The following is a 24,022-nucleotide window of genomic DNA, read 5'->3' on the forward strand; positions in this document are numbered from 1 at the left end:
AACCCGCCGGCTCGCCCGGACGACCGGCCCCGGCCGACGGCCCCCGTCAGCGCTCCCGGTAGCCGGTGCCGTCCTCGGCGTCCACATCGTCGGGCAGGCGATACGCGGTGAGGGCGGCCGTGTCGTCGTGGAGGTGGTTGTCGCTGTAGACGAGCAGATCGCGGTGCAGCCGCTCCAGGAGCCGGTGGGGCGGCAGCGGGCCCCACGAGCGGATGCGATGGACGAGGGGATAGAAGGTTCCCGACGGATCGCGGGCCTCGGTGACACCGTCGGTGTAGAGCAGCAATTGGTCCCCGGGACCGAACGGGTGTTCCTCGACGTGGTAGGTGTCACCGAGCAGCATGCCCAGGTTCAGGGGCGGTGCCGGGTCGTTCGTCTCCAGCTCGACGACCTTGTCGCCGCTCATGAGGACGGGCGGCGGATGGCCGCAGTTGACGATGCGCACCACGGAGTCGCCGTCGGGGATCTCCGCGAAGACCGCCGTGACGAACCGCTCCGCCATGTCGCTGCCGGGGAGCTCGGCGGCCCTGCGGCTCATGCTCGTCTCGACACGGCGCGCGAGGTCCGCGAGGTCCGCTTCGTCGTGAGCGGCCTCGCGGAAGGCACCGAGCAGCGTGGCGGCCGTCTCCACGGCGAGCAGGCCCTTGCCGCGGACGTCGCCGATCAGGAGACGGAGGCCGTGCCGGGTGGGGACGGCTTCGTAGAGGTCGCCGCCGATCCGCGCCTCGGCCGCTGCCGCCAGGTAGAAGGTGTCGACCAGAATGCGTCCGATGCGCTTCGGGACGGGCCTGACCAGGAGCCGCTGCGCGATCTCGGCCACGAAACGCACGGTCGCGAGCGTCCGTTCCCGTCGCTCCCGGTGGGCGGCGAGGATCGTACCGAGTACGCCGACGACGGCAGTGCACACGTAGGTGGCGACGTAGTGGCGGTCCCACAGGTAGCCCACCTCGCGGCCCGCGCAGCACGGAGTGCCGGCCAGCACCCCTTCGAGTCCGATCGCCGCGAGAGTGATCGCGGCGACGGCGACGGGGCCGTGGGCGAAGGCCGCGATGACCGGGAGGGCGATGATCAGGAAGCTCACCGGCCACTGCACCGGCGTGAGGGGTTCGAGGATCAGGACGAACGCGACGTAGAGGGCGGGCAGCCAGCGCATCCACGCCGGTGGTGCGGGCACCCGGAGCCGGTCGATGCCGCCGGGCTGTGTCGCGTCGGGCGTCGCGGTCCCGGCGCGTCCCGGCCACCTCACAGCTCCCTCCGGCGCGGGAAGGGCATACGAAGAAGGGGCACCGCCGCACCGGTCGGGCCCGTCCGGGCGCGGCCCGCAGGTGCACCACACCCGGGACGGCTCCACTCATGCGGCCTGTGCACACGGACTCCCGGCGAGAAATGATCAGGGCGACCAGCCTGCTGCGCCCGTCCACCGCATCGCCTTGATTGCTCCAGATCAGGGCATGTCAGGCGCCGTACATCCGTCATCGAGTACGGGCGTGCCGGGGCCCCGCGGCGCTCGCGGGGCGGTCCGGGGCCGGTTGCCCGGACCGTCAGCCCGCAGGCAGGGTGGTCACTTCGGACACCTTCAGGTCGACCGGCAGCGCACCGGTGTCGAGTGTGGCGGCCAGTTGCTCGGCCGAGCGCCGGTCGAAGCTGCCGGAGATCTGGGCCTTGCCGCCGGTGATGCTCTGGGAGACCGAGGGAGCGCTCACCACCGCGCCGTCGAGGACGATCGCGAACTGGTTCTGCGGCGACTGGTTGGTGGACAGCCGACCGGTGGCGTCGGCGAACTTGGCGCTGCCGGCCGAGGTGAAGTCGAGCTGTACGAGCCATCCGGCGGCGCCGTTCTTGTCGAACTCCGCCTTCGCGGACCTGACGTCGGTGCCCTCCAGCACGGCGGGGCCGAGCAGGTACTTGGAATCCCGGCCGGTGGCGTCGTCCTCGTCACCGCAGGCGACGACGGAGTCCTGGGGGCGGTCCTCCCGGTCCACCGGGTCCTGCTTCCCGGAGCAGTCGAGTGCGGTGAACCGCTGCTGGAGCGCGGCGTCTGCGGCGCCGCTCGCGTCCGCCCCGGCGCTCGGGACGGCCGAGGGATCGGTGCGCACGCCCAGCCCCCGGGTGAGGGCACGTCCCTGAGAGGCCGTCGGGCTCGGGGAGGGCGTCGCCCGAGGCCCCCCGGCGACGTCCAGGGCCAGAACGGGGCGGAAGAAGAGTTCGCCGGTGTCGCCCAGCTCTTCCAGGCGTGTCCTGTCGGCGGCTCGCCCCGTGACGACGATGGAGTCGCCTCGCTCTCCGACCTCGGCGCCGGTGAGGTGTTCGGCGCGCTTGCGGATGCGGCCGGCGGCCTGGTGTACCGCGTCGGCGCTCAATGGCGACGTCCCGGTGAAGGTGACCACCACACGTCCACCGCCCGCCGTGTCCGACGGCAGAGCGCTGCCGGAGTGTGCGGGGCCCGCGGCGGAGGGCCCGTCCTTCGAGCCGGTCGCGGATCCGGCGCAGCCGGAGAGAGACACCATCGCGACACAGGGGATGACGGCCGCATGCCAGGGACGAAAGGGACGCATGCGCGGATGGTCTCAAGACCGGAATACCCGGTGTGCCGGAAGTCGCAGATTGTTCCTTTTCCTTCTGTGGCGTTCCCGCGGCTCGCTTTGTGTCCGAGTGCCTGGGCGCCGCGGCCGGCCTGGGGCGTTGCGTTTCGATCACCGGGCGGACCGCACGGGGAAATCCTCTGCACCCGCGGAGGACAGCGTGATCAACTCTCCCTCCGTCATGTCTGCGACCTCTGGGGAGGGGTCGTGAGGGAGGGGAATTCCATGCCGACCGCCGCAGGAGAGACGACACAGCCGTGCCCGGAGTGCGGGGCCTGGTCACGCGGCGACAGCCGGTTCACCGTCTGGTGCGCCGCCTGCGACTGGAACGTGGATCCGGAGGGACCGCGGGCCGAGGCGGGAAGGGTGGAGCGGGCGCGCCGCGCTCTGGCCCGGGACATGGAGAGAAGCTCTTCGCGGAGGTGACGGGCGGGGGAACGCTGCGCGCACGGCGGGACGCCGCCGCGATCCTCGCCCACGTCATCGCCCTCGCGGTCCACGGGGTCACGCTGGCGGCGGCGCTCGGCGGTGTCTGGTTCCTCGTGCGGTACCGGGGCGGGCCGGGAATGCTGCTCGGCCTCCCCTTCCTCCTTGCGGCGACGGCGCTGCGGCCCCGCTTCGCCCGGCTTCCCGAGAACAAGCCCGTACTGCTCCGCGCCGACGCACCCGCCCTCTTCGCGCTCGTCGACGAGATCGCCCAGGCGGCCGGGACCCGGGGCGTGCACGCCATCGCGGTCGACACGGAGATCAACGCGAGCGTCATGCCGTACGGCCTGCGCGGGCGCCGGCTGCTGACGGCGGGACTGCCCCTGTGGGAGATCCTCAGCCCCCGGCAGCGGGTCGCCCTGCTCGGCCATGAACTCGGCCACTACGGCAACGGCGACGTCCGCCACGCCGCCGTCGTGCACACGGCCCTGCGGTCGCTGACCACATGGCGCTACGTCTTCGCCTCCGTCCCGCAGCCGACCGGGATCGAGATCCTCGTCAACGTGGTCCACATCGTGCCGGGTCTGCTGGTGCGGGGCCTGCTCATGCTGCTCGACCAGCTGACGCTGCGCGCCGCTCAGCGGGCGGAGTACCTCGCCGATCGCGAGGCCGCCCGCGCCGGGTCCTCCGAGGCCGCCGTGGGTCTCATGGACCGGCTGCTGGTGGTGGACTCCGCCGAACTCCTGCTGCGGCGCCAGGTCAACGCCCTGGCCATGTCGGGGCCGCGCTCCGCCCGTGAGGCCGAGCACCGCGCCGACGAGGTGTGGGAGCGGCTCACCGCGCACATGGCATCCATCCCGGAACACGAGCACGAACGCCGGCGTCGTGCCGGGAGCCTGCGCGGACACAGCGTCGACGCGACCCACCCGCCGACCCACCTCAGACGCGCCGTCCTTCTCGCCGACGTGCCCCGGGACGCGGCCGGCGCACCGGACGACGACGGGGACGGCAGGATCGCCGGCGAACTCGCCGCGGCGCGCACCGCGGTGGCCCGACGGCTGATCCGCGACGGCTTCGACGGCTGAGGCACTCCTCGCCGGGCGCCCGCGCAGGTCCGCGCGGGGCGTCCCGGGCCACCTCGGCGGCCCGGGACGCGGCCGTCAGGTGCGGTATCCGAGGATGGTCATCATGCCGCTCTCGGAGTGGTACTGGTTGTGGCAGTGAAGCATCCACAGGCCGGGGTTGTCGGCGTTGAAGTCCACGACGAGCTTGCGGTGCGGGTGCACGATCGCGGTGTCCTTGCGGGCCCTGGCGGAGTCGATGCCACTGACGGCGAAGGTGTGGCCGTGCAGATGCAGCGGGTGCCACATGTTCGTCGCGTTGATGATGGTGATGCGGACGCGTTCGCCCTCACGCACGGGGTGCCGTTGCGTGATCGAGTAGGGGTGGTGGTCGAAGCCCCAGTTGAACTGGCGCATGTTGCCGGTGAGCGTGACGCGCATCTCCCGGTCCGGCTTGCGGTGGCAGAGGGCGACCGAGTCGTCGGGCACGAGCCGGCGGGCGGGCACGATCCGTCCGTCGAGCTCCTTCGGGTGCACGTCGGCCTGCGGCAGGGATTTCCTGCCCTGACCGGTGCGCAGTACGGCAAGGGCCCTGGCCTTCTTGCCCTCCGCGAGCGCGACCAGCGGGAACACCCCGTCCTTGACGGTGACCAGGACGTCGTACCGTTCCGCCATGCCGAGCAGCAAGGCGTCCGTGGTGGTGTGCTGGACGGGGTAGCCGTCCGTGTGGGTGATGGTCATCTTGTGGCCGCCGAGCGCCACCCGGAACGGGGTCTCGGCCCCGGCGTTGATGATCCGCAGCCGGATGCGCTCGCCGGGACGGGCCCGGAAGACCGAGGGAGCGCCGGGGAGACGCCCGTTGATCAGGTAGAACGGGTAGTCGACGCTGCCGCCCTCGCTCTCCAGGATGCGGCTGTGACTGCCGTGCAGGACACGGTTGGGGCCGGTCGACCGGTCGCCCTCCCCTTCGTGGCCCGAGTGCTCGTCCCCGCTGCCGGTGCCCATGTCCATCGGCGCCCGAGGTGCGTTGCCGTGCAACTGCCTGAGCACCTTGTCCGGGCTGGAGCCCTGCACGCCGTCGAGCCAGTCGTCCAGGACGACGACCCATTCCTTGTCGTAGGACAAGGGCTCTCGCGGGTCCTCCACGATGAGCGGGGCGTACAGACCGCGGTCGAGCTGCATGCCCGAGTGGGAGTGCAGCCAGTACGTGCCCGGGTGGTCCACGGCGAAGCGGTACCGGAAGTCGGCGCCGGGCCGGATCGGGTACTGGGTGAGCCCCGGTACGCCGTCCATGTCGCAGCGCATGCGCACGCCGTGCGAGTGCAGGGTCGTCTCGGTCGGCAGGTGGTTGGCGAGGGTGAGGTCGAGGATGTCGCCCGACTTGATGCGTACCTCTCTGCCCGGCAGATCGTCGCCGTACGCCCATGTTCTGACCGATCGTCCGCCCAGGTCGACGGTGGTCTCGGTGGCGGTCAGCCGGAAGGTGCGGACGGGACCCTGCCCGCGCCGCTTCTCCGCGGCGATGACCTCGGGACCGGACGGGTTCACGTATCCGCGTGGCCCCTCGGGGACGAAACCGTCACCGCCGAATCGGGCGGATCCATGGCCGTTACCGGTTCCCGGCCGTGAGGTGGGTCCCGGGCGGGCGACGGTCCTCGGTGGTGACGTGGGCCTCGGGCTGGCGACGGTCTGCGGGCGCGAGTCCGACCCGGAACAGGCGGCCAGGGCTCCCGACGTGGCGGCCGCGATCGAGGCACCGAGCACGGTGCGGCGCGAAGGTGTGTGCATGGGTGAATAACACACTTTTTGGCATGGTATATGCGGGAATTCGGACGGCGCGTCTGATGAATCACGCACGGTGTGCGACGAATGGCGCGGTTCGAACGTGTGTGTTTCACCCTGACGCGCCGGTCGTCGTGGCGCAGGCGGGTGTCAGGCGGCCGGGTTGCCCAGGGGGCGCAGTTCGTCCGCGTACGAGACGGAGATGCGGCGCATCAGGCCGTCCTCGGTGATGTCGTACTGGCCCAGACGCCACAGCGGCGGCGAGTACGCGTGGATGGACACCGCGTCGTCGGTGGCCCCGGTGAGCCGGTGGATGTGCTCGGGGCCGAAGCTGAAGGACTCGCCGGTCCCGACGGTGACGGACAGGTGACTGCCGCCTATGCGTGGGTTGGACTCGCTCAGCGCGCCCTGCACCACGCTGACCGCGCCGGACGAGATGTCGTGGTCGTGCCAGCCGGTGTCGTTCGCCCGGGTCCAGCACAGCAGCCACACGTCGACGTACTCGTCACGGTGCAGGGAGGCGTAGTGCCGTGCCTCGTCGGAGAAGGCGACCTGCTCGCGCCAGAGGTCGGGGCGGGTGGCGAGGGTGTCGACGAGTTCCTGGAGCTCGCGCTTGTCCAGCGTGCGGTCCGGGAGGGAGTCGTACGTCATGGTGTTCCTCCTTCGAGGTGTCGTCCGTCCCGCGTGGGGCTCAGGCGTTCCCGTGCAGCAGACGGAGGGGATTGGTGGTGCGCAGGGCGTGCCGGGCGGCGTCCGCGCCGAGGTCGGGCACGACGGGCTCGGCGTAGGGGCGGTCGCTGCCGTTGACGATCACGTCGATGCCGACGGCCCGGACGAGGGCGTCCGCGGCGCGCGTCCCGTACGAGGACGTCTCGTAGAAGACGCCGAAGTCGACCTCGCCACGCCCGCCCCCGCGCGTCGCGAACCGTTCGCCGTGCAAGGGGGCGAGGCCGGCCAGTGCGGCGAAGCAGACACGCAGGCGCGGATGGCGCGCGCGGCCGAAGGCGCGGAAGGCGAACCAGGACGCGTGCAGCTGCTGGAGGTACGGGACCAGGGCGGGCCACCAGGGCGGGGCCTCGGCGCCGGGCGGAGCCTGGCCCGGGTGGACGAACAGGGGCTTGTCCAGGCGGACGAGGGTGTCCAGGAGCGGGGCGCACTCCCGCCAGCCCGCCGCGTCGAGCAGCGCGGTGGCGGGGAGCTGGAGGCCGACGCAGCCGCGGCGCAGCGCGCGCTCGACGGCTTCCGGATCCGGGTCGGACAGACGGGCCGAGGCCCAGACGCCGAAGGGTGCGGGGAGGGCGAGGGCGCCGTCGTGGAAGGCGTCCAGCAGTGGCGTGGCCTCCGCCGGCGGCAGCTGCTCGATGCCCAGTGGGCTGGAGAGCGAGACCAGCGCCAGGTCGAGGCCGTCGGCGGCGGCCAGAGCGGTGCGGGCCGCGAGGTCGTGGTCGGCCGGGGCGACCGCGTACGGCGGTTCTCCCGTCAGGTGCAGGGTCCAGCCGTCGAGGCGCGGCGCCGTGGTGCGGGCCCGCAGCTGCTCGACGAAGGCGGGCGGCCAAAAGTGCTGGTGGACGTCGATGAGCACGCTGGATCCTCGGGAAAATCCTTGCGGGGGCTGAGGGAGGGGTGAGGTTAAGCGCTTCAGTGATGCGTTTAACTTAATCGCTTAACAAGAAGGCGTGTCAAGCCTGCGCCCGCGGATCGGACAGGTCCCGGTAGGCTTCCCGGCATGGCCAGGCCCAACAAACGCACCACCCTCAGGGAGGTGGCCGAGGCCACGGGCCTCTCCACCGCCGCCGTCTCCTATGCCCTGCGGGGCCAGCACGTCTCCAAGGAGACCGAGGAACGGGTGCGCAGGGCCGCCGCCGAGCTCGGTTACGAGGCCGACCCCATCGCGCGAGCGCTGGCGAGCGGCCGTACCAGCATGGTCGGGGTCCTCGCGGGTGACCTGCAGGATCTCTGGCAGCAGCAGTTGATGGCCGCCATCGGACGGGAGCTGCTGGTCGGCGACCGGTACGCGCTCATCGTGGACGCGGGCGGCGACCCCGACCGGGAGCTCGCACTCGCCAAACAGCTGCGCGATCAGCGGGTGGACGCGCTGCTCGTGTCTCCCGTGAACCCGTCGGCGGAGGACTGGGCGGCGATCGCCGACGCGCTGCCCGTGGTGGCCGTGGGGGACTCGCTGAACCGGGCCCGTACGGCAGGGCAGGTCATCTTCGACAACAGGGCCGGCATCGACGCCGTACTGGAGTATCTGCACCGGCTCGGCCACCGCAGGGTGACGGTGCTGACGCCCACCCGGCCGAGCACACCGGACCGGCCCGCCGACGTCTATGTCGGCGAGGCGGCCGACCGGCTCGGCCTGGAGGCCGAACTGGTCCCTTGTCCACAGGAGTTGAGCGAGGCGACGGCGGTCGCGCGGGGCGTCCTGGACGGGGGGCGCCGCACCACCGCCGTCTTCTGCTTCTCCGACTCGCTGGCCTACGGGGTGTACGCGGCCGCGGCGGAGGCCTCGCTCACGGTCGGGCGGGACGTCTCCGTGGTCGGCTTCGACGATCACCCCGTCTCGCGCGTGCTCACACCCCCGCTGACCACCGTCGACTGGGGGCTGGCCGAGATCGCCGCGGAGGCGGCACGGCTGACCGTCGCGGCGATCGAGGGCAAGCGGGTGCGCCGGAAGCGGATCCTGTGTGCGCCGCGGATGAGCGAGCGGGGCTCCGCGGTACGGGCGTGAGGAGGGCCCGGCGGCGGCCCGGACCGGGCGCAGCCGGGTGGTGCCGTACCTGACGGCTGTCCGGGGCCGCCTGCTCTGATCTCCGTCCGGTCGTGCCGGACCTGGCCATCGCCCGACGGCGGATCTGATCATTGCCTGACGGCAGCGGACCGGTGGCTGCCCGACGGCTGTGGGCCTGTGGACGTGTGGCTGTCCGGCGGGGCCGGTGGTGCGGGCTCGGTGCTCAGCTCGGCGAGCGCGCCAGATGGTCCAGTTCGTCGCCGATCGCCTCGCGCAGATCGGCGTGCCGCGGCCCGAGGGCGTAGTCCTCCTCACTCCACATCTCCCGCGGATAGAGCCACACCGGCAGGCCCACCAGTTCCGCGGGCTCCCACTCGAACCGCGGCCACACGTGGGCGTGCAGGAATCCGTCGGTGTTGCCGAGGATCTCCAGGTTCACCCGGCGGAAGGCCGGGTCCAGCCGTCGGCAGGCGCGCTCGACGGCCTCGCCGAGCCGGTCCATGTCGGAGAGGAAGGCCAGCCGCCGGCCCTTCGGCAGGTCCGACAGCCGCTGCACCGCGGGATCGTCGGCCAGGAGCACCGAGTACCCCGGCAGGAACTGGACGTCCCCGATCACCGCGAATCCCGCGTCCAGGCGTCGCAGCACTGCGGGGTTCTCACCCCGCAGTGCGCTGCCGATCCGGTCCTTGCGCCACTGCTCACTCATGAACGGCGACTCTACCCACCGGCCGGTGCCGTACCGGGTGACCGCGACGGCCGCCCCCGGCGGCCTCAACGACAACAACCCCGCCGCCGGCGCCGTACGCCTGACCGCCACCCGGATCACCGACAACCTCCCGAGCAACTGCACCGGCAGCCCGGTCCTCGTGACCGGCCGCGCCGACTGACCGACTGACCGACGGGCCGGGGGGCTGGGCAGGCCGGCGCCGCACCGGCGTTCACGCAGTTCACGGCCCGGTGGCGAGTGCCGCGGACTCCACCTCGCCGCCTTCTTCATCTGGTCAGCGAGGTGATCCGAAGGAAACGGTCTAGCCGCGATCGAGAGCGGTGCAGACACACACCTTGTTGCCGTCGGCGTCGGCGAGCACGGTGAAGGACGGTGCTTCGGAGGCGTCGACCACCGTGCCGCCCGCGGCGACGGCGGCCGTGATGCGGTCCCCGGCGACCTCCGGAGCCAGCCACAGGTCGATGTGCCAGCGCTGGCGCGGCGTGTCGTGCGCGTCGGTCCGCTGGAACCATACGTTGGGCACGCGGTTCGTCGGGTCGAGGACCGTGTCGAAAACGGTGTTGCCCGGGTCGCCGGTCAGCAGCGCGGACCAGAACGGGCTAACAGCCGTGTCGTCGGCGGTGTCGAGGCCGAGTTCCACCTGCGCCACCGCACCCGGGGTGGCGGTGAGGTCGTGCTCCCGAGCGATCCTGCTGATCGTGCGGGCCAGTTCGACGTCCTCTGCCGTGATCCACCGACCGCCGCCCCGGGTGTCGTCCCTGGAGGACAGGGCCACGTCGACGCATCCGTGCCCCAGCCGGATCTCCGGGTCGCGAGCCGCGGCCATCGCGGCCTCCGCGACGGCGGCCACGAACGCGGCTCCTCGAACCATGTCCGCGACCGGATAACGGGTGGTGAGTGACTGGGCCAGCTTGCGCCAGTCGCCGAGTCCGTCCGCGACGGCGGCGAGGACGGCAGGGGTGCTGAGCGTCTCCATGGGCTCGATGATCCCAGCGGGGGCGGGACTTGTCGTCCGAGTACGACGGCGGGCGGCCGCAACCGGGCCTGTGAGCCGCGTATCTGTCGGCAGGACACGGGACGTCCCGCCCCGACGGTGCGGCGAGTCCGCGCTTCAGGGGTGCGGAGAAGGGGCGGACGCGGCGAGGAGGGTCTCGGCCGCGAAGGTGCGCGCGTACAGCACGGACCGGCCCGCCCGGTGGGCGCTGACCAGCCCGGCGTCGCGCAGCGCGGTGAGGCACTGGGAGACGGCCGGGGTCGAGAGCCCGGTGCGCAGGGCGAGCTCGGTCGTGGACGCGGGGGATTGCAGCTCGGCCAGCAGCAGGGTCCGTGAGCGGCCGAGTACCGCGGCGACGGCATCGGTGCGGGCGACGGGCCGCGGCGCCCACAGCGTGCCCGTGCCGGCGCAGGGGAGCGTCTCCCGCCGCGCCCCTGCGCGAGCACGGCGCCGAACCCGCACGGGCCGCACGCCGCGCGACCCTCGTCGTCGCGGCCGTCGAGGGCACCGTGGCCATGTGCCGTGCCAGACGCAGCACACACCCCTCGACGACACGGCGCAGGAGCTCGACCTCCTGATCACCGGGGCCGTGCGGGCCTGACGGAGCCGCCGATGCCGTGCGGGGGTGACGGAGCCGGGGCCGTTGCCCGCTCAGTCGGGTCCGTGCGGGAGCATGAGGGCACGGACCCGCTCCTGCCAGCGGGCGACACCCTCCGCGTCCGTCGGCCAGCGCGTCCTGAGCCGCTCCGCCAGGTCCTTCGGGTCGGCGGCGAGGAACGTCGCAACGGAACGCACGCCGACCTGGACCAGGGCCTGCCCGAGGGCCACCGGCAGACCGGACCCGAACAACAGGGTGTGGCAGTCGGCGATCGGGGTCTCGGGAAGGTCCAGCGGGACGAGGGCGAGCCGTGCCGCCGGACGCCCCAGCAACGTCGCCAGCTCGGCGAGGTCGTAGATCCTCAGGTCCCGCAGCCTGCGCAGCTGGTACGAGTTGAGCAGTCCGAGCGGCTCCAGATCGACCGGTGGCGGCGCCGGCGATGCGGCCGGCGCGCCCGGGGCGGGCCGCACGGTCAGCCGCAGCGGCTGACCCTCCGGGGCCGCCGCGTCCACGACGCGCACCCGGAAGCGGCCCAACTCGTCCACTCCGGTGGCGACCGGCAGGGCGATCTCGACCTCGGCGTTGAACGCGCCTCCCGGTACCGGATAGTGCGACAGCTCCCGCTGCATGGCCCCCGCGGCCGTGGCGACGGACGCGGCGACCTCGCCCAGGGTCGGCTCGGTCGTGAACGCCTCCGTCATGCCGACGTCGATGACTCCGGGCCCTGCCGTCGGGCGCGGCGGGAAGCGGACGAGAGCCGGGCGTGTCGGCAGAACCCGTCCGGTCCGGTCGAGTTGCACGAGGACGACGGGTGGCCAGACGGTGTCGTCCGGCAGGGTGACCTCGGCACTGAAGCCGCCCTCCCCGGAGCAGGACGCACGTGCCCGTTCCAGCAGTTCGCCCGCATGGTGCTGCCAGAGCGAGGCGGTGCACCCTTCGGCGGACGCGCCGCCGGGCATCCGGACCTGCCCCCTTACGGAGACGATCACCGCGGGGGTCCCGCAACCGTGCCGTCGGCCGCTGCGTGACCGAGTCCCGCTCCACGCCCGGCCGCACCGTCGACCGCGGCGGCGACGAGCCCCGCTCCGCGGGCCCCCGCGCTGACGAGCCCCGCTCGGCGGGCCCTCGACGCCGGACCGCCGAGAGGCATGCCGTCGTCGTCCAACGCGTCCGCGAAGTCGACCAGGGCCGTGGGCCGGAACACCACGGACACGGTCAACCGGGCTCCCCGGGTGCGCACTTCGATGCGTGTGCGGGTCAGGGCGAGCCCGTTCGGCGGCTGTCCGGTCTCCCCGAACGCGTCCAGTGATGCCCGGGTGTGCTCGTCCAGGACACGCTGTGTGCGCCGGAGCGAGCCGGCGATCGTCCCCAGCAGGGCCGGGAGCCCGGTCATGGGTGCACCTGCTCCCGCAGCAGGTCCTGGTGGGACATCGTCGGACGCATCGGCGAGCTTCCCAGGACGACGACCGCGTCGTTGTAGAAGCGGGCGAACCTGTCGCAGTGTTCGCCCGTGCCGATGGGGAACTGCCTCAGTTTCCACCGGTTCTGACTGCCTGTCTGGTGATGGATTCCGCCGGAGTTGTAGGCGGCCGCGACCAGCGGCGGATCGTACGACGTCTTCGCCGACTGCCGCGCCAGGTAGGCGCACCCCGCCTCGATCGAATGGGCGCCGTCGAGCAGCCAGGCGCGGTCCACCGTCATCTGCAACGCCTCACGCGCGGTACTGATGAGGGTCTGCATCAACCCCGGGCTGACCTTGTGGGGTGTCTGCTCGTCGCTCACGTAGCCGGGTTCGAGACGTACGGCATCGGCCCGGCCACCGGACTCGGTGCAGATCGTGGCCACCACCAGCTCCGCCGGGAACCTGCGCCGGCGTGTGGTCTGGTTGATCGCGGCGCCGAACAGTCTCCACACCCGGGTCACGGTGGCGGGCTCGCCCTTGGTGCGTTCCACACCCGCACCCTCGACCTCCACACCCAGATCTGTCAGCCGCCAGCGCACGCCGTCGGCGAACGGGCGGTGCCAGTCCAGCAGGTTCGTCGCTGCCACGGCTCAGAACCGCAGTGACATCGACTCGGACACCAGGCCGAGCGACACCCGGATCGTCGCGTCCACCGGGGGCGCTCCGTTGTCGTACAGGGCGCCCGTCCGCTTGAGCGTGACGGAGATCTTGCCGTCCGCCCCGGTCGTCGTGGAGCTGAGCTCGTAGGCGAGCCCCGCGGGATCGACCCGGATGCTCAGCGTCCTCCCGGAGTTGGCGGACCCGTCCGGGCGCCTGCACTCCACGGTGAGCGTGGTCTGCCGCCCGATCACGACCGGCCTGTTGTCGGGATCCTTCCCGGTGATGTCCGTGACCGTGCCGCTGGACAGGACCAGCCGGGGCCCCTTCTGGATGACGAAGGGCCGGGGCAACTGCACGTCGGCGCGCGGCTCCAGGGTGGCCTCCAGGTGCAGGCTGCCCGCCGCCGTGTCGCGACTCACGGTGGAGCCGATGTTCAGGTTGGAGTTGCTGTAGCCGAACCCGCCGCTGACCGATCCGGTGACGTTGAACAGCCCGAAGTTCGCGTTGGCCGCCGCATACGCGTACAGCGACGAGCTCTGGATGTTGAGGCCGTTCTTGCCGTTGAACTCGCTGACGCTCATGTCCGCTTCGAGGTACACCCGCTTCCAGGCGTACGCCGTCGGCATCAGGAAGTTGATGAGCGGCAGCTCCGACTCCAGGGCGTTCCCCTGCGTCATGACGCCGTCGTCGTTCAGGACCTGTTCGTAGATCGAGATCACACGGATCTTCTGCTCGGACAGTGCCTGCGCCGTCTTGACGAGCGACTTGTCGAGTTCGCTCTGGGCCTTGGCGACCGCGAGTCCGACGGCCTCCACGAACGACCCCAACGCCGGCCCTCCCTTGGCCAGTTCGTCGGTGACGTCGGACTCCGCCGCGACCTCCTGGTCGGCGGCCGACGCGGCGAGGAGGACGTCCTGCCTCCTGAGCGCCTCGACCAGCCCCTCCGCGACGGGATGCTTCTCCACGGCGGTGCTCCGCTGCGGTCCAGTCTGCTTCGGTTTCGCTCCCTGTGCCTTCTTCTCGGCGGCCGGCTGCTGCGTGGGCTTCTTCGGATCGGTCACGGTCGTATCCCCCTGCACACTCGGAACCGTCTTCCGAGCCCCCCAGTGTGTCCGCGCGGAGGGCGCGCAGGAAGCGCGCGGACACGGCCCGCGGGAGCATTCGCGGCAGGCGCGTACACCATGTCGGTAAGGGCGGATACGGTCGTGACCAGCTGCCGTGCGGTGGGGTGGGAGTGGCTGTCGGAAGTGTCGAGGACGCCGGGCCAGGAGGGGTGTGGCAGGCGCCGAGGTGTCTCGCCGTGGCGGGCGCCGGGTGTGCGCTCGGTGGACCGGTGACAGTGGGCGGCGTGCCGTGAGAGGGTCCCGGTGTGACCGATGCTGCGGGTGGGGGAACGACGTCGGGACGACCGGACGACCGGACGGCGTCCGTGCTGCGGTTCGCGACGGAGATCGTCGCCTGGGTGGCGACTCCCTGGGCGCTGGCGGGTCACTCCTGGCTTCTCGCTGTGCTGTCCGTCGTCGTGCTGATCGGGCTTCCGACGGTGTTCTCCACTCCGGGGGACAAGGCGAACGTGATCGTCGCGGTGCCGGGTCCGGTCACGATCCTGCTCGTGCTCCTCCAGCTCGCCGCCGCCGTCGTCTCGTCCTGGGTGGCCTGGCCGCTCTGGGCCGCGGTCCTGGTGAGCGCGATGGCGGCGGCCACGCTCCTGACGGAGCGTCCACGCTGGCGGTGGCTGATCTCGCCCGAGCGGGTCGCCGCCTGAGACGGCGCCGATCCCGGCACGACCGCCACTCGCCCGTCCTCACGGCCGGCCCGGTCGACCTCCGGCTCGTCCAGCCGCGCGCGGTGACGACCGCACGGGACGCCTGCGCCGTCTCCCCCGTCAGGGGGAGGCGCTTCCCCAACGAGCGGGATCTTCGCGCACCGGTCCGGCGGATGTACTGAAGCGGTCAGCGACACAGACGCTGGTGCCGCGCCGGGGAGTTGATGACACCGGCGCCGCTCCGCTCGGGAAGGACTCAGGATGCGTACGTGGACGAGACGGCATCTGCTCGCTTCTACGGCCTCCACGGCGGCCCTCACCGCCGCGGTCACCGTGACCGCGAACCCGGCGGCCGCGGCCGCACGCCCGCCCGGTCCCACGGACGACGGCCTACTGGACGCCCTGCGGGCCCTGCCGGGACTCAGGGTGATCGAGGAACTGGCCGGGGCGGAGCCGGGCTACCGCTTCTTCGTCCTAGGACTGCGCCAGCCCGTCGACCACACGGACCCCTCGGCAGGCACGTTCGAGCAGCGCCTCACGCTCCTGCACACCTCGGTGGACCGGCCCACCGTGCTGTTCACCACCGGCTACGAGGCCGTGCTCAAGCCCAGGCGGACGGAGCCGGCCGTGCTGCTCGGCGGCAATCAGATCCAGGTGGAGCACCGGTACTTCGGCGACTCGCGCCCGGCGGGCCACGGCTACGGAACTCTGACCGTCCGTCAGGCCGCCGACGACCACCACCGCGTCGTGCGCCTCTTCCGCGGCCTGTACCGCGGAGCGTGGATCTCCACCGGCGGCAGCAAGGGTGGCATGGCCACCGTGTACCACCGCCGGTTCCACCCCCACGACGTGGACGGCAGCGTGGTGTACTCCGCCCCGAACAACGTCGACGACCGCGAGGACTCGGCGTACGTCCGCTTCCTGGAGACCGTGGGCACCCGAGAGTGCCGTGACGCCCTGAAGGAGGCGCAGCGGCAGATCCTGCTGCGCCGCGAGGACATGGTCGCCCGGTACGAGGCCTGGGCCGCCTCCACCGGCAGGACCTTCCGTATCGTCGGCAGCGCCGACAAGGCCCTCGAAACGGCCGTCCTGCGGGCGCCGTTCATGTACTGGCAGTACTCCGACGCCCCGGACGGGGCCGACATCCCCACCGCGAGCGCGACCACCGACGAGTTGTACGCGTGGCTGGACGACGTCGCCGGGCTGGCCCTCTACACGGACACGGTCGTACAGGGATTGATCCCGTACTTCTACCAACTGGGCACTCAGCTCGGCTACTTGGACGTCCCGCAGGAGCATCTGGCCGGTCTCCTGCGCCACCCGGGCGCCATCGAGCCCCGCAATTTCGTCCCCCGCGACATCCCCATGACCTTCGACGCCGAGGCCATGCCCGACATCGACCGCTGGGTGCTCCGTCACGGCACCCGCCTGCTCTTCGTCAACGGCGCCCAGGACCCCTCCGTCGCCGAGGCATTCCGCCCCGGCCCCCGCGACTCCCGGGTCCTGTGGGCTCCCGGCGGCAACCATCACGCGACCATCGCGGAACTGTCCCCGGCCGACCGCGCTGAGGCCACCGCCGCCCTCGCCCGCTGGACCAGTAGCCCTCGCACGGGTCGCCTCGGCGCCGCGGGGGCCACGGGGCACCAGCGGCGCCGAGGCGACGGGACGCTTCAGGCGGCCAGGAGACGGTTGAAGAACGAGCGGTAGTGGCGCAGGGCCAGCCGCAGATCCTCGGTGTCGGCCTGTTCACCCCGGTTCCACTGGTCCTCGAGCTCCCGCTTGTGATCGGCGAACGTCGAGGCCAGCTCCTGCATCACGTCGGCCACGAGGGCGTCCGCGCTGTGCACGGCATCGCGCGGATCGTCGACGAACTGACTCTGGGTCTCCTGCCAGCGTGCGCGGAACCCCTCCTCGTCCCGAGGGCTGAGCAGCTGTACGTCGTCGTCGCCCCGAGTGTCGCCGTTCTCCCGCGGAGCGTGTGCCTCTTCGGGCTGCGTCCGGGTGTCGGGGCGTGCGGCAGGAGCCGTCGCCGTAGCCCCGGTCCCCGAGTCCGCCGCGTCCGTTCCGGAGCCCGGGGTCCTGCTCGCCGCGGTGTCCGGGGGCGTCCGCGTAGGCGTGTCCGAGCGCGTGGAGGCAGATGTGTCAGAGGACCTGCCTGCCGGGGCGCTGCCCGCCGAGCCCGTGCTTTCGCCGGGGAACATGGGCGCGTCGCGTCGGGCGTCCGTAGCCTCCTCGGTGCTCCCTTCGCGGGGCCTGGCGAGATCCTCGGTCGACAGACCGCTCTTTCGGGTGCTGTCAGGTGTGCGTGCGCGTCGCATGTCTTCTCCGTTCCGGAAGCCTCGGTGTCTCGGACGGCGGCGGTTCGTGCGCCGGGTGCTCAGACCCGGGCGTGGCGGGGGCTGCCGCCGTCGGAGAGCAGTTCCTCGAACAGGGCGCGATAGTGGACCATGGCACCCCGCAGTTGTTCGGTGGTCGCCCGGTGCTCGGTGCTCAGCGCGTCGACCTCGTGAGCGGCCCGGTAGTGTTCGAGTGTGCGCCCGTGTTCGACCGAGAGGTCCTTGAGCTGCTGGTCGAAGTCCTGGGTGGGGTAACCGCGTTCGTGCATCAAGGACGTCACCAGGCGGTCGGCGTCGTGCACGGAGTCCTCCGGACGGTCCACGAACTCCTCCTGCACACTGGTCCAGTCCCGTGCGTAGCGGTCCCGGACGTTTCGGTCCAGGGGCTTGATGTCCAGCGAGTCGTGCCGCTTCTCGCGGCCCCTGAGCTCCCGCTCGGCTGCCGTGCGGCTGTCGGCCTCCTCCACCGTGCGCTCGTACTCCGGGCCGAAACGCTCGCGCAGCCGGTTGCGACGCATGAGCATCGACACCACCACGGCGAGCAGGGCGATCACCACCACCACGGGAATGACGATGGCGAGGATTGTCCCTGTTGACATGGGGTCGCACCTCCCTCTTGGTGACCCTGATGTCCGACTTGTCACGAGTTCCCCAGGGCCCCCGCCCGAAACACGAGCGCATCGTCCGGCCGACGCCCGCGCGCGGATGCCTCCTGCCGTGCGGTCGGTTGACTGGGAGGGCGCTCCAAGATCTAGCGTCGCCTTCATGAGTGCGTCGACGGTGCCGAAGAGCAGGCGGTGCGCGGGCCGACGCGCGGGTCGTGGGACGGAGACCATCCGGTGAAGGTTCTGGTGACGGGCGGGACGAGCGGGCTGGGGCGTGCCATGGCCTCCGCCCTGACCGAGGCCGGGGCGACGGTCGCGCTCACCGGCCGGTCCGGCAGGCGGGTGGACGAGGTCGCCGCCGGGCTCGCCGGGGCGATCGGCATCGAGATGGACGTGCGCGACGAGTCCTCCGTGGCCGAGGCGGTCGACCTGGCCTGGTCCCGGCTCGACGGCATCGACATGCTCGTGAACAACGCCGGAATCGGCATGCGCACGGTCAACCCGCGCTTCATGACACACCCGCAGGGCTTCTGGGACGTGACGGCCGAAGACTTCCGCGCGGTGATCGACACCAACCTGACCGGCTACTTCCTCGTGGCACGCGACGTCACTCCGCGGATGCTGGCCGCCGGGGGCGGCCGCATCGTGAACATCTCGGTGAGCGAATCGACCATGCAGCGGGCCGGATTCGTCCCCTACGGCCCCTCGCGTGCCGGCAGCGACGCCCTGTCCCGGATCATGGCGGCGGACCTGCGGGACACAGGGGTCACCGTCAACCAACTGCTGCCCGGAGGGCCGACCGTGACGGGGATGCTGCCCTTGGACGCCGTGCCGGAGGGGCGGCGGTTCCTGGAGCCCGAGGTGATGGGGCCGCCCATCGTCTGGCTGGCGTCCGACGCCGCCGCCGGCGTGCACGACGAGCGCATCGTCGCCGACGATTTCGAGACCTGGCTGCGCGCGCGGGACGCCGCGCGCGCGACGCGGAGCCGGCCGCGGAGCTGAACGCGTGACCGACGGCCCGCCGGCGTCAGGCCGCGCCGTCCGCGAAGGCTCCGTCGCCGGTGAAGGCCAGCCGGGCGAAGCGCTCACCGATGAGCCGATGCGTGGCGGCGTCCGGGTGCAGCCGGTCGGGCAGGGGCAGTTCGGCGAGGTCGGCCTCGCCGTAGAGGTCACGACCGTCGAGGTAGTGCAGATGCGGATCGTCGGCCGAGCGTTCCCGCACGATCCGCGCGAGTTCCGCGCGGATGACGGTGAGGGTCAGCTTCCCGCTCGCCGTCTCCGCCGGGTCTCCCATGGCCGCGAACCGGAGCTGTCCGGTACCGAGCGTGCCGAGGTCCGGGGCGCACGGGCCGGGGGTGTCCTCGTGGATGGGGCACAGGATGGGCGAGACGACCAGCAGCGGCGCGGTGGGGTGACCCTCCCGGATCGTGTCGAGGAAGCCGTGCACGGCCGGGGCGAACGCGCGCAGCCTCATCAGGTCGGCGTTGACGACGTTGATGCCGATCTTGACGCTGATCAGGTCCGCGGGCGTGTTCCGCAGGGTGCGGGCGGTGAAGGGGTCGAGCAGCGCGCTGCCTCCCAGACCGAGATTGATCAGTTCCACCCCGCCGCGCGCGGCGGCGAGCGCGGGCCATGTGCCGGTCGGGCTCAGCGCGTCGGAGCCGTGGCTGATCGAACTGCCGTGGTGCAGCCACACCTTGTGGCCCGGGTCCGGTGCCGGCTCGACGGGGGCGTCGCTGCGCAGCGCGACGAGTTCGGTGCTCTCGTTGTGCGGGAGCCAGATCTCGATGTCCTTGACGCCGTCGGGCAGGTCGGTGAAGGTGAGCGTTCCTGCCGTGCCGGGCCGGTGTTCGACGGTTCCGGTGGTCAGGTCGATGGTCAGGACGTTGCCGCCGCTCACCGACGCCTGGCTCGTCAGGCGTCCGTCGACGAGCAGGTCGTACACCCCGTCCGGACGGGCCGGGGCGCCGGTGTACACCCTCTTGGTGGGCAGGACGTCCAGCTCCAGGGCGGTGGCGCGGGTGCGCAGGGCCAGCCGGACGCCGGACGGCTGGGACTCGGCCATGGCGAGCTGCCCGTCCGAGCACTGGGCGCGGGCCCAGCCCGGCAGACGGTGCGGCAGCACGCCGTGCGCGGTGTGCTCCAGTTCGAGGGCGCCGCGCACGATCTCCGCGGTGATGGGCGTGGTGACCCAGTGGTGCCTGCTGTTCATGGTTCCCGCTCGGTGGTGGGGATCTCGGTGGTGTGGATGTCGGGATCTGCGGTACCGGGGGCAGACCCCGAACGGGCTCCGGGACCGTTCAGGAAACGGGCCGGCTCAGGACGCGGGCCGGTTCCGCAACAGCCCGTCGAGGTGGTCCAGCACCCATGACCAGGACTCCTCCGAGTCGGGAGCGCTGTGGCTGAACCCTCCGGCCGTCTCCAGGCTGACGTAGCCGTGGAAGACGCTGCCCATCAGCCGCACCGCGTGCGTCTGTTCCGGCTCCGTCAGGTCGTAGCCGCGCAGGATCGCCCGCATCATCTGCGCGTGCTTGACTCCGGCGCTCGCCGCCGCCGTCTCCGGGTCGAGTCGCAACTGAGCGGCGGCGTACCGGCCGGGGTGCTCGCGGGCGTAGTCGCGGTAGACGTTCGCGAACGCGGCCAGCGCCTCTCTGCCCGCCCGCCCGGCCAGGGCATCGGCCCCTCGTTCGGCCAGCTCCTCCAGGGCCAGCAGGGCGATCTTGGTCTTGAGGTCCTGCGAGTTCTTCACATGCGAGTACAGGCTCGCGACCTTGACGTCGAACTGCCTGGCCAGCGCCGAGACCGTCACCTGGTCGAAGCCTTTCCGGTCGGCCAGCTCGGCCCCCGCGCGGACCAGTCGTTCGGTGGTCAGTCCTACACGTCCTGCCATGACTATCCCTTCACGATCCTGAGGCCATTATGCAGTTGCCTAAAATCTTTAGGCAAATTAGCGTGCCTCTCATGAAGCCACTCACCGAGCAAGAGATCCGCGCCGCGTTCGTGAACTGCACCAAGGGCGAGGCGAAGCGCCTGTCCGTCCCCCGTGAGCTGGCCGAGACGCCCTGGGGCGACCTGGACTACCTCGGCTGGCGGGACCCACAGGCCCCCGACCGCGCCTACCTCGTCACCGAACTCGGCGGCGGGCCGAGAGCCGTCCGGCTGCGGACCAGCGGCCCCGCCTTCGGGCAGACGCGGCGCAGCATGTGCTCGATATGCCTGACCACCCACACCGGAGGCGTCTCCCTGATGGTCGCCCCCAGGGCGGGCAAGGCCGGGCAGCAGGGCAATTCGGTGGGCACCTACATGTGCAGCGACCTCTGCTGCTCGCTCTACGTGCGGGGCAAGAAGGACGCCGGAATCGGAGCCAGGCTCCACGAGTCGCTCACGCTGGACGAGAAGATCGAGCGGACGGTGGTGAACCTGGCCGCGTTCATCGCCAAGGTGACCGCCTGACTCCGGCGCCCATTACCCCACGGGTAATCGACCCGCGCCGTACGACCCGGCAGTGTTGTCCGTGCGGAGCGGCAGCCAAGTGCCGCGAACCGCACCGGACGTCGGTGCTCAAGTGCGGAGCGCCGCGAACAAGAGGAGACAACGCATGCCCGCCTACGCCATCGCCAACCTGCGCCCGTCCGCCGAGCCCCACGAAGAGGTCCTGACCTACATGGAGCGCGTGCAGGACACGATGGACCCGTTCGGCGGCCGGTTCCTCGTCCACGGAGCACCGGATCGCGAGGTCCGGGAAGGCAGCTGGCCGGACGCGATCGTCATCCTCGTCTTCCCCTCCTTCGCCGACGCGCGGGCCTGGTACGACTCGCCCGCGTACCAGGAGCTGCTGCCCCTGCGCACCCGGCACATCGACGGCGACCTCCTCCTGGTCGACGGCGTCGCGCCCGGGTACCGGGCCGCGGAGACGGCACGGCACCTGCGGGCCGCGCGTACCGCGTCGTGAGGCCGCGACAGGCGCCCGTGCCCGCCTCGACCACGCCATGAAGGGGCGGGCCCGGATTCCGTCGGACACCAGGGCGCGCACCGGACGCCCCGCCGATCTCTGCGACGCCGTCGAGGCGGCCACCTGGGTGCACACCGCACGCCCCGCCGACTCCCGCGACGCCGTCGAGCCCTTCCTGGACACCACCGCACCGGACGCCCGGTCCTGCCGGACGTCCGACCGCCGGCTGCCACCGGACCGTACGGGTCACTGCTCGCGCATGCCCCACGGAGAGCCGTACGCCGTCAGCAGGTCCAGGAAGGGGCCGGCCGGGAAGGCCTCCGGGCCGAGAACGCCCGAACCGGTCCAGGCGCCGGTGGCGACGAGTTCGAGGGCGACGACCGGATTGACCGCCGTCTGCCACACCACCGCCTGGCAGCCGTACTCCGCCATCGACCACTGGTTGTCGACCACGTGGTACAGATACACCTCGCGCGGCGCACCGTCCTTGCTGCCGCGCACCCAGGTGCCCGCACAGGTCTTGCCGTGCATGCGCTCGCCCAGCGTCGCCGGGTCGGGCAGACTGGCCGCGACGACGTCCCGGGGCGACACGGCGACCGGGCCGTCGGCGCCCGGCACCGTCACCGGTTCCGTGCGGTCGAGCCCGAGCAGGTGGAGCGTCTTCAACGTCTCGATGAACTCGCGCCCGAGACCGTACTTGAAGGTGACACGGCGGGCGTCGACCCAGCGCGGCACGAGCAGCACCTCCTCGTGCTCCACGTTCACGCACTCGACCTCACCGATGCCCTCGGGGAAGTCGAACACCTCGGGCTCGCTGAACGGCGCGGTGGTGAACCAGCCGCGCCCCGCCTCGTACACGACGGGCGGGTTCAGACACTCCTCGATGGTGGTCCAGATGCTGAAGGACGGCGCGAAGTCGTAGCCGTCCACCGTGAGGTTCGCGCCGTCGCGGACGCCGATCTCGTCGATCTCGTCGAAGAGTTCGTCGGCCGCGTGCCGCGCGAACACATCGGACAGACCCGGTTCGACGCCCATGCCGACGAGTGCGAGCGCGCCCGCCTTCTCCCAGTCGGCGGCCTCCGCGAACTGGGCGTCGCCGAGCTTGACCCCGCACTCCTCGTACGGCCGGTCCGGGTGCGGCCGGGACAGCGACATCGCCATGTCGAGATAGGTCGCGCCGCCCGCCCGCGCCGCCTGGAACAGCGGCATGACGAAGCGCGGGTCGGTGGCGTTCAGCAGCACGTCGCAACGGTGCCGGGCCAGCAGCTCCGCGACCGCCGCGGTGTCACCCGCGTCGACACGGGCCGCGACGAACCGGCCGTCGTCGCCCACGGCCGCGACCGCGGCCTCGGCCCGGGCCGGGTCGTAGTCGGCGACCACCATCGCCTCGAAGAAGGTGCGACGGGCCGCGATCCGGGTGATCGCGGTGCCCACGCCACCGGCGCCCACGAGCAGTACACGCATGGCAAGAACTCCTTGGTCGGTCCTACGGAGAACGAGGCGCGCCCCTCGCGGCAGATACAACGCCCCGGCGTCCCGTAAGGTCAATGGCGTTGGCATAACAGGCCCGGTGAGGAGGCCGCCTTGGCGAAACCCGTGGTGCCCGAGGAGAAGCGGCGACGCCGCCGACCGACCCGGAGCGGCACCGTGCTGTCCGAGCGGCTGATCGTCGAGACCGCGCTGCGCATGCTCCGCGAGCACGGCAGCGCCGGCTTCACCGCACGCCGCCTCGGCCTGGCTCTCGACTGCGACCCGAGCACGCTCTACCGCTACTTCCGGGGCATGGACGACCTGACCCTCGCCATCGGCGACGCCCTCATCGGGCGGGCCCTGCGGGGCTGGCGGCCGACGGGGGAATGGCGGGCCGACCTGCGCGCCGTGGGACTGCGCATCCACGCCGCGTACGTCGCCCACCCCCAGGCCGCCCAGCTGACCGCCAGCCGTGTCAGTGGCCGGGCCAACGAGCTGGCGGCCGACGAGGCGGTCCTGGAGGTGCTGCGCACCGCCGGGTTCCCGCTGCCCGACACGGTGCGGATCTACCACGCCTTCATCGACCAGACGCTCGCCTTCGCCGCGCTCGACGCCGCCTCCCTGGCCCTGCCCAGCGCCGCGCTGCGCGCCGACGAGGCGATGTGGCGCTCCACGTACGCCGGACTGCCCGCCGCCACCCACCCCCGTATCGCCGAGGCCGCACCTCTGCTCGCCACCCGCATGGTCACCAGCGCCTATCCGACGGCCCTGGACATGCTGCTGGACAGCGCCGCCGCCCAACTGGCACGGGGGTTGCCTCCGCGGCCGGGCCACGACTAGACGAGTAGTTCCAATTGCGGGGTTCACGAACGGAGGGAGGGTGTCCAACATCGGGTTGTGACGACCGATTTAGACACCCTCTTGACGGCAC

The 24,022-nt window shown here is 71.8% G+C and carries 26 protein-coding genes and 1 pseudogene; 10 read left to right on the plus strand and 17 right to left on the minus strand.

The features are described from left to right. Positions 1–46: 46 nt before the first annotated feature. Both ACZ4IF_RS37105 and ACZ4IF_RS37110 read right to left on the minus strand, forming a co-directional pair. Positions 47–1,246: a PP2C family protein-serine/threonine phosphatase gene (locus tag ACZ4IF_RS37105; RefSeq protein WP_467571253.1), complete on the minus strand. Its 1,200-nt coding sequence runs from the start codon at positions 1,244–1,246 to the stop codon at positions 47–49. Positions 1,247–1,541: 295 nt separating this feature from the next. Beyond that, positions 1,542–2,555, minus strand: coding sequence for a SecDF P1 head subdomain-containing protein (locus ACZ4IF_RS37110; protein ID WP_467571256.1), 1,014 nt, complete (start codon positions 2,553–2,555; stop codon positions 1,542–1,544). Between the two features lie 449 nt (positions 2,556–3,004). Here ACZ4IF_RS37110 and ACZ4IF_RS37115 point away from each other — a divergent pair, with 449 nt between their 5' ends. Further along, positions 3,005–4,093 carry a M48 family metallopeptidase gene (locus ACZ4IF_RS37115; protein WP_467571259.1) on the plus strand — a complete coding sequence of 363 codons (1,089 nt, stop codon included), beginning with the start codon at positions 3,005–3,007 and terminating at the stop codon, positions 4,091–4,093. Positions 4,094–4,168: 75 nt separating this feature from the next. Here the strand turns inward: ACZ4IF_RS37115 and ACZ4IF_RS37120 are convergent, their stop codons facing one another. From ACZ4IF_RS37120 to ACZ4IF_RS37130, 3 genes are all read right to left on the minus strand, one after another. Then, positions 4,169–5,857, minus strand: a complete 1,689-nt coding sequence (locus ACZ4IF_RS37120; RefSeq protein ID WP_467571261.1) for a multicopper oxidase family protein — start codon at positions 5,855–5,857, stop codon at positions 4,169–4,171. Positions 5,858–6,001: 144 nt separating this feature from the next. Then, entirely contained in the window at positions 6,002–6,502 is a 501-nt protein-coding gene (locus ACZ4IF_RS37125; protein WP_467571264.1) for a cysteine dioxygenase, read from the minus strand. Positions 6,503–6,542: 40 nt separating this feature from the next. Then, positions 6,543–7,433 (minus strand): amidohydrolase family protein, encoded by an 891-nt coding sequence (locus ACZ4IF_RS37130; RefSeq protein ID WP_467571266.1) that lies wholly within the window; start codon positions 7,431–7,433, stop codon positions 6,543–6,545. 144 nt (positions 7,434–7,577) lie between these two features. Here ACZ4IF_RS37130 and ACZ4IF_RS37135 point away from each other — a divergent pair, with 144 nt between their 5' ends. Next, the gene (locus ACZ4IF_RS37135; protein WP_345658888.1) at positions 7,578–8,582 is read left to right on the plus strand and encodes a LacI family DNA-binding transcriptional regulator; all 1,005 of its coding nucleotides are present in this window, start codon (positions 7,578–7,580) and stop codon (positions 8,580–8,582) included. Between the two features lie 223 nt (positions 8,583–8,805). Here the strand turns inward: ACZ4IF_RS37135 and ACZ4IF_RS37140 are convergent, their stop codons facing one another. Next, complete coding sequence (locus tag ACZ4IF_RS37140) at positions 8,806–9,288, minus strand: HIT family protein (RefSeq protein ID WP_467571269.1); 483 nt, start codon at positions 9,286–9,288, stop codon at positions 8,806–8,808. Here ACZ4IF_RS37140 and ACZ4IF_RS37145 point away from each other — a divergent pair. Next, positions 9,287–9,469 (plus strand): hypothetical protein, encoded by a 183-nt coding sequence (locus ACZ4IF_RS37145; protein WP_467571272.1) that lies wholly within the window; start codon positions 9,287–9,289, stop codon positions 9,467–9,469. The two genes, ACZ4IF_RS37140 and ACZ4IF_RS37145, sit on opposite strands and share 2 nt — an antisense overlap. A 141-nt stretch (positions 9,470–9,610) precedes the next feature. Here the strand turns inward: ACZ4IF_RS37145 and ACZ4IF_RS37150 are convergent, their stop codons facing one another. Together ACZ4IF_RS37150 and ACZ4IF_RS37155 are read right to left on the minus strand one after the other, a co-directional pair. Further along, a complete protein-coding gene (locus tag ACZ4IF_RS37150; RefSeq protein ID WP_467571274.1) occupies positions 9,611–10,285 on the minus strand; it encodes a VOC family protein in 675 nt (224 codons plus the stop codon). A gap of 135 nt (positions 10,286–10,420) precedes the next feature. Next, positions 10,421–10,717: pseudogene (locus ACZ4IF_RS37155) on the minus strand (ArsR/SmtB family transcription factor); the annotation flags it as partial. Here ACZ4IF_RS37155 and ACZ4IF_RS37160 point away from each other — a divergent pair. Continuing rightward, entirely contained in the window at positions 10,636–10,881 is a 246-nt protein-coding gene (locus ACZ4IF_RS37160; protein WP_467571276.1) for an LmrA/YxaF family transcription factor, read from the plus strand. The pseudogene ACZ4IF_RS37155 and the gene ACZ4IF_RS37160 overlap by 82 nt on opposite strands. Before the next feature lie 73 nt (positions 10,882–10,954). Here ACZ4IF_RS37160 and ACZ4IF_RS37165 read toward each other — a convergent pair whose 3' ends face one another. The 4 genes from ACZ4IF_RS37165 to ACZ4IF_RS37180 are packed head-to-tail and all read right to left on the minus strand — an operon-like array spanning position 10,955 to position 14,024. Then, positions 10,955–11,860, minus strand: a complete 906-nt coding sequence (locus ACZ4IF_RS37165; protein ID WP_467571279.1) for a hypothetical protein — start codon at positions 11,858–11,860, stop codon at positions 10,955–10,957. Positions 11,861–11,886: 26 nt separating this feature from the next. Beyond that, complete coding sequence (locus ACZ4IF_RS37170; protein WP_467571281.1) at positions 11,887–12,294, minus strand: hypothetical protein; 408 nt, start codon at positions 12,292–12,294, stop codon at positions 11,887–11,889. Beyond that, positions 12,291–12,950, minus strand: a complete 660-nt coding sequence (locus ACZ4IF_RS37175; RefSeq protein WP_467571284.1) for a transglycosylase SLT domain-containing protein — start codon at positions 12,948–12,950, stop codon at positions 12,291–12,293. The genes ACZ4IF_RS37170 and ACZ4IF_RS37175 overlap by 4 nt, the downstream gene beginning before the upstream one ends. A gap of 3 nt (positions 12,951–12,953) precedes the next feature. Next, a complete protein-coding gene (locus ACZ4IF_RS37180; RefSeq protein ID WP_359501920.1) occupies positions 12,954–14,024 on the minus strand; it encodes a hypothetical protein in 1,071 nt (356 codons plus the stop codon). A 308-nt stretch (positions 14,025–14,332) separates the two neighbouring features. Between ACZ4IF_RS37180 and ACZ4IF_RS37185 the strand changes: the two genes are divergently transcribed. Continuing rightward, positions 14,333–14,728, plus strand: a complete 396-nt coding sequence (locus tag ACZ4IF_RS37185) for a hypothetical protein (RefSeq protein ID WP_467571288.1) — start codon at positions 14,333–14,335, stop codon at positions 14,726–14,728. Between the two features lie 261 nt (positions 14,729–14,989). Beyond that, complete coding sequence (locus ACZ4IF_RS37190) at positions 14,990–16,435, plus strand: S28 family serine protease (RefSeq protein ID WP_467571291.1); 1,446 nt, start codon at positions 14,990–14,992, stop codon at positions 16,433–16,435. On the opposite strand, the gene ACZ4IF_RS37195 is transcribed toward ACZ4IF_RS37190, so the two are convergent. Next, on the minus strand, positions 16,399–17,046 hold the full coding sequence (locus tag ACZ4IF_RS37195; RefSeq protein ID WP_467571293.1) for a hypothetical protein: 648 nt from the start codon (positions 17,044–17,046) through the stop codon (positions 16,399–16,401). The genes ACZ4IF_RS37190 and ACZ4IF_RS37195 overlap by 37 nt on opposite strands. A gap of 59 nt (positions 17,047–17,105) precedes the next feature. Beyond that, positions 17,106–17,663, minus strand: coding sequence for a hypothetical protein (locus tag ACZ4IF_RS37200; RefSeq protein WP_467571296.1), 558 nt, complete (start codon positions 17,661–17,663; stop codon positions 17,106–17,108). Positions 17,664–17,903: 240 nt separating this feature from the next. Between ACZ4IF_RS37200 and ACZ4IF_RS37205 the strand changes: the two genes are divergently transcribed. Continuing rightward, on the plus strand, positions 17,904–18,671 hold the full coding sequence (locus ACZ4IF_RS37205) for an SDR family NAD(P)-dependent oxidoreductase (protein WP_467571299.1): 768 nt from the start codon (positions 17,904–17,906) through the stop codon (positions 18,669–18,671). 25 nt (positions 18,672–18,696) lie between these two features. On the opposite strand, the gene ACZ4IF_RS37210 is transcribed toward ACZ4IF_RS37205, so the two are convergent. Beyond that, positions 18,697–19,881, minus strand: coding sequence for a GDSL-type esterase/lipase family protein (locus ACZ4IF_RS37210; protein WP_467571302.1), 1,185 nt, complete (start codon positions 19,879–19,881; stop codon positions 18,697–18,699). A gap of 105 nt (positions 19,882–19,986) precedes the next feature. Continuing rightward, positions 19,987–20,559, minus strand: coding sequence for a TetR/AcrR family transcriptional regulator (locus ACZ4IF_RS37215; RefSeq protein WP_467571304.1), 573 nt, complete (start codon positions 20,557–20,559; stop codon positions 19,987–19,989). 71 nt (positions 20,560–20,630) lie between these two features. Here ACZ4IF_RS37215 and ACZ4IF_RS37220 point away from each other — a divergent pair, with 71 nt between their 5' ends. Together ACZ4IF_RS37220 and ACZ4IF_RS37225 are read left to right on the plus strand one after the other, a co-directional pair. Then, a complete protein-coding gene (locus ACZ4IF_RS37220) occupies positions 20,631–21,122 on the plus strand; it encodes an FBP domain-containing protein (RefSeq protein ID WP_467571306.1) in 492 nt (163 codons plus the stop codon). A gap of 145 nt (positions 21,123–21,267) precedes the next feature. Next, complete coding sequence (locus ACZ4IF_RS37225) at positions 21,268–21,621, plus strand: DUF1330 domain-containing protein (protein WP_467571310.1); 354 nt, start codon at positions 21,268–21,270, stop codon at positions 21,619–21,621. A gap of 246 nt (positions 21,622–21,867) precedes the next feature. Here ACZ4IF_RS37225 and ACZ4IF_RS37230 read toward each other — a convergent pair whose 3' ends face one another. Further along, complete coding sequence (locus ACZ4IF_RS37230; protein ID WP_467571314.1) at positions 21,868–23,085, minus strand: saccharopine dehydrogenase family protein; 1,218 nt, start codon at positions 23,083–23,085, stop codon at positions 21,868–21,870. Positions 23,086–23,205: 120 nt separating this feature from the next. On the opposite strand from ACZ4IF_RS37230, the gene ACZ4IF_RS37235 reads away from it, so the two are divergent. Next, positions 23,206–23,931 carry a TetR/AcrR family transcriptional regulator gene (locus tag ACZ4IF_RS37235; RefSeq protein ID WP_467571318.1) on the plus strand — a complete coding sequence of 242 codons (726 nt, stop codon included), beginning with the start codon at positions 23,206–23,208 and terminating at the stop codon, positions 23,929–23,931. Positions 23,932–24,022: the final 91 nt, after the last annotated feature.

This window comes from Streptomyces sp. NPDC025784 (assembly GCF_055558435.1).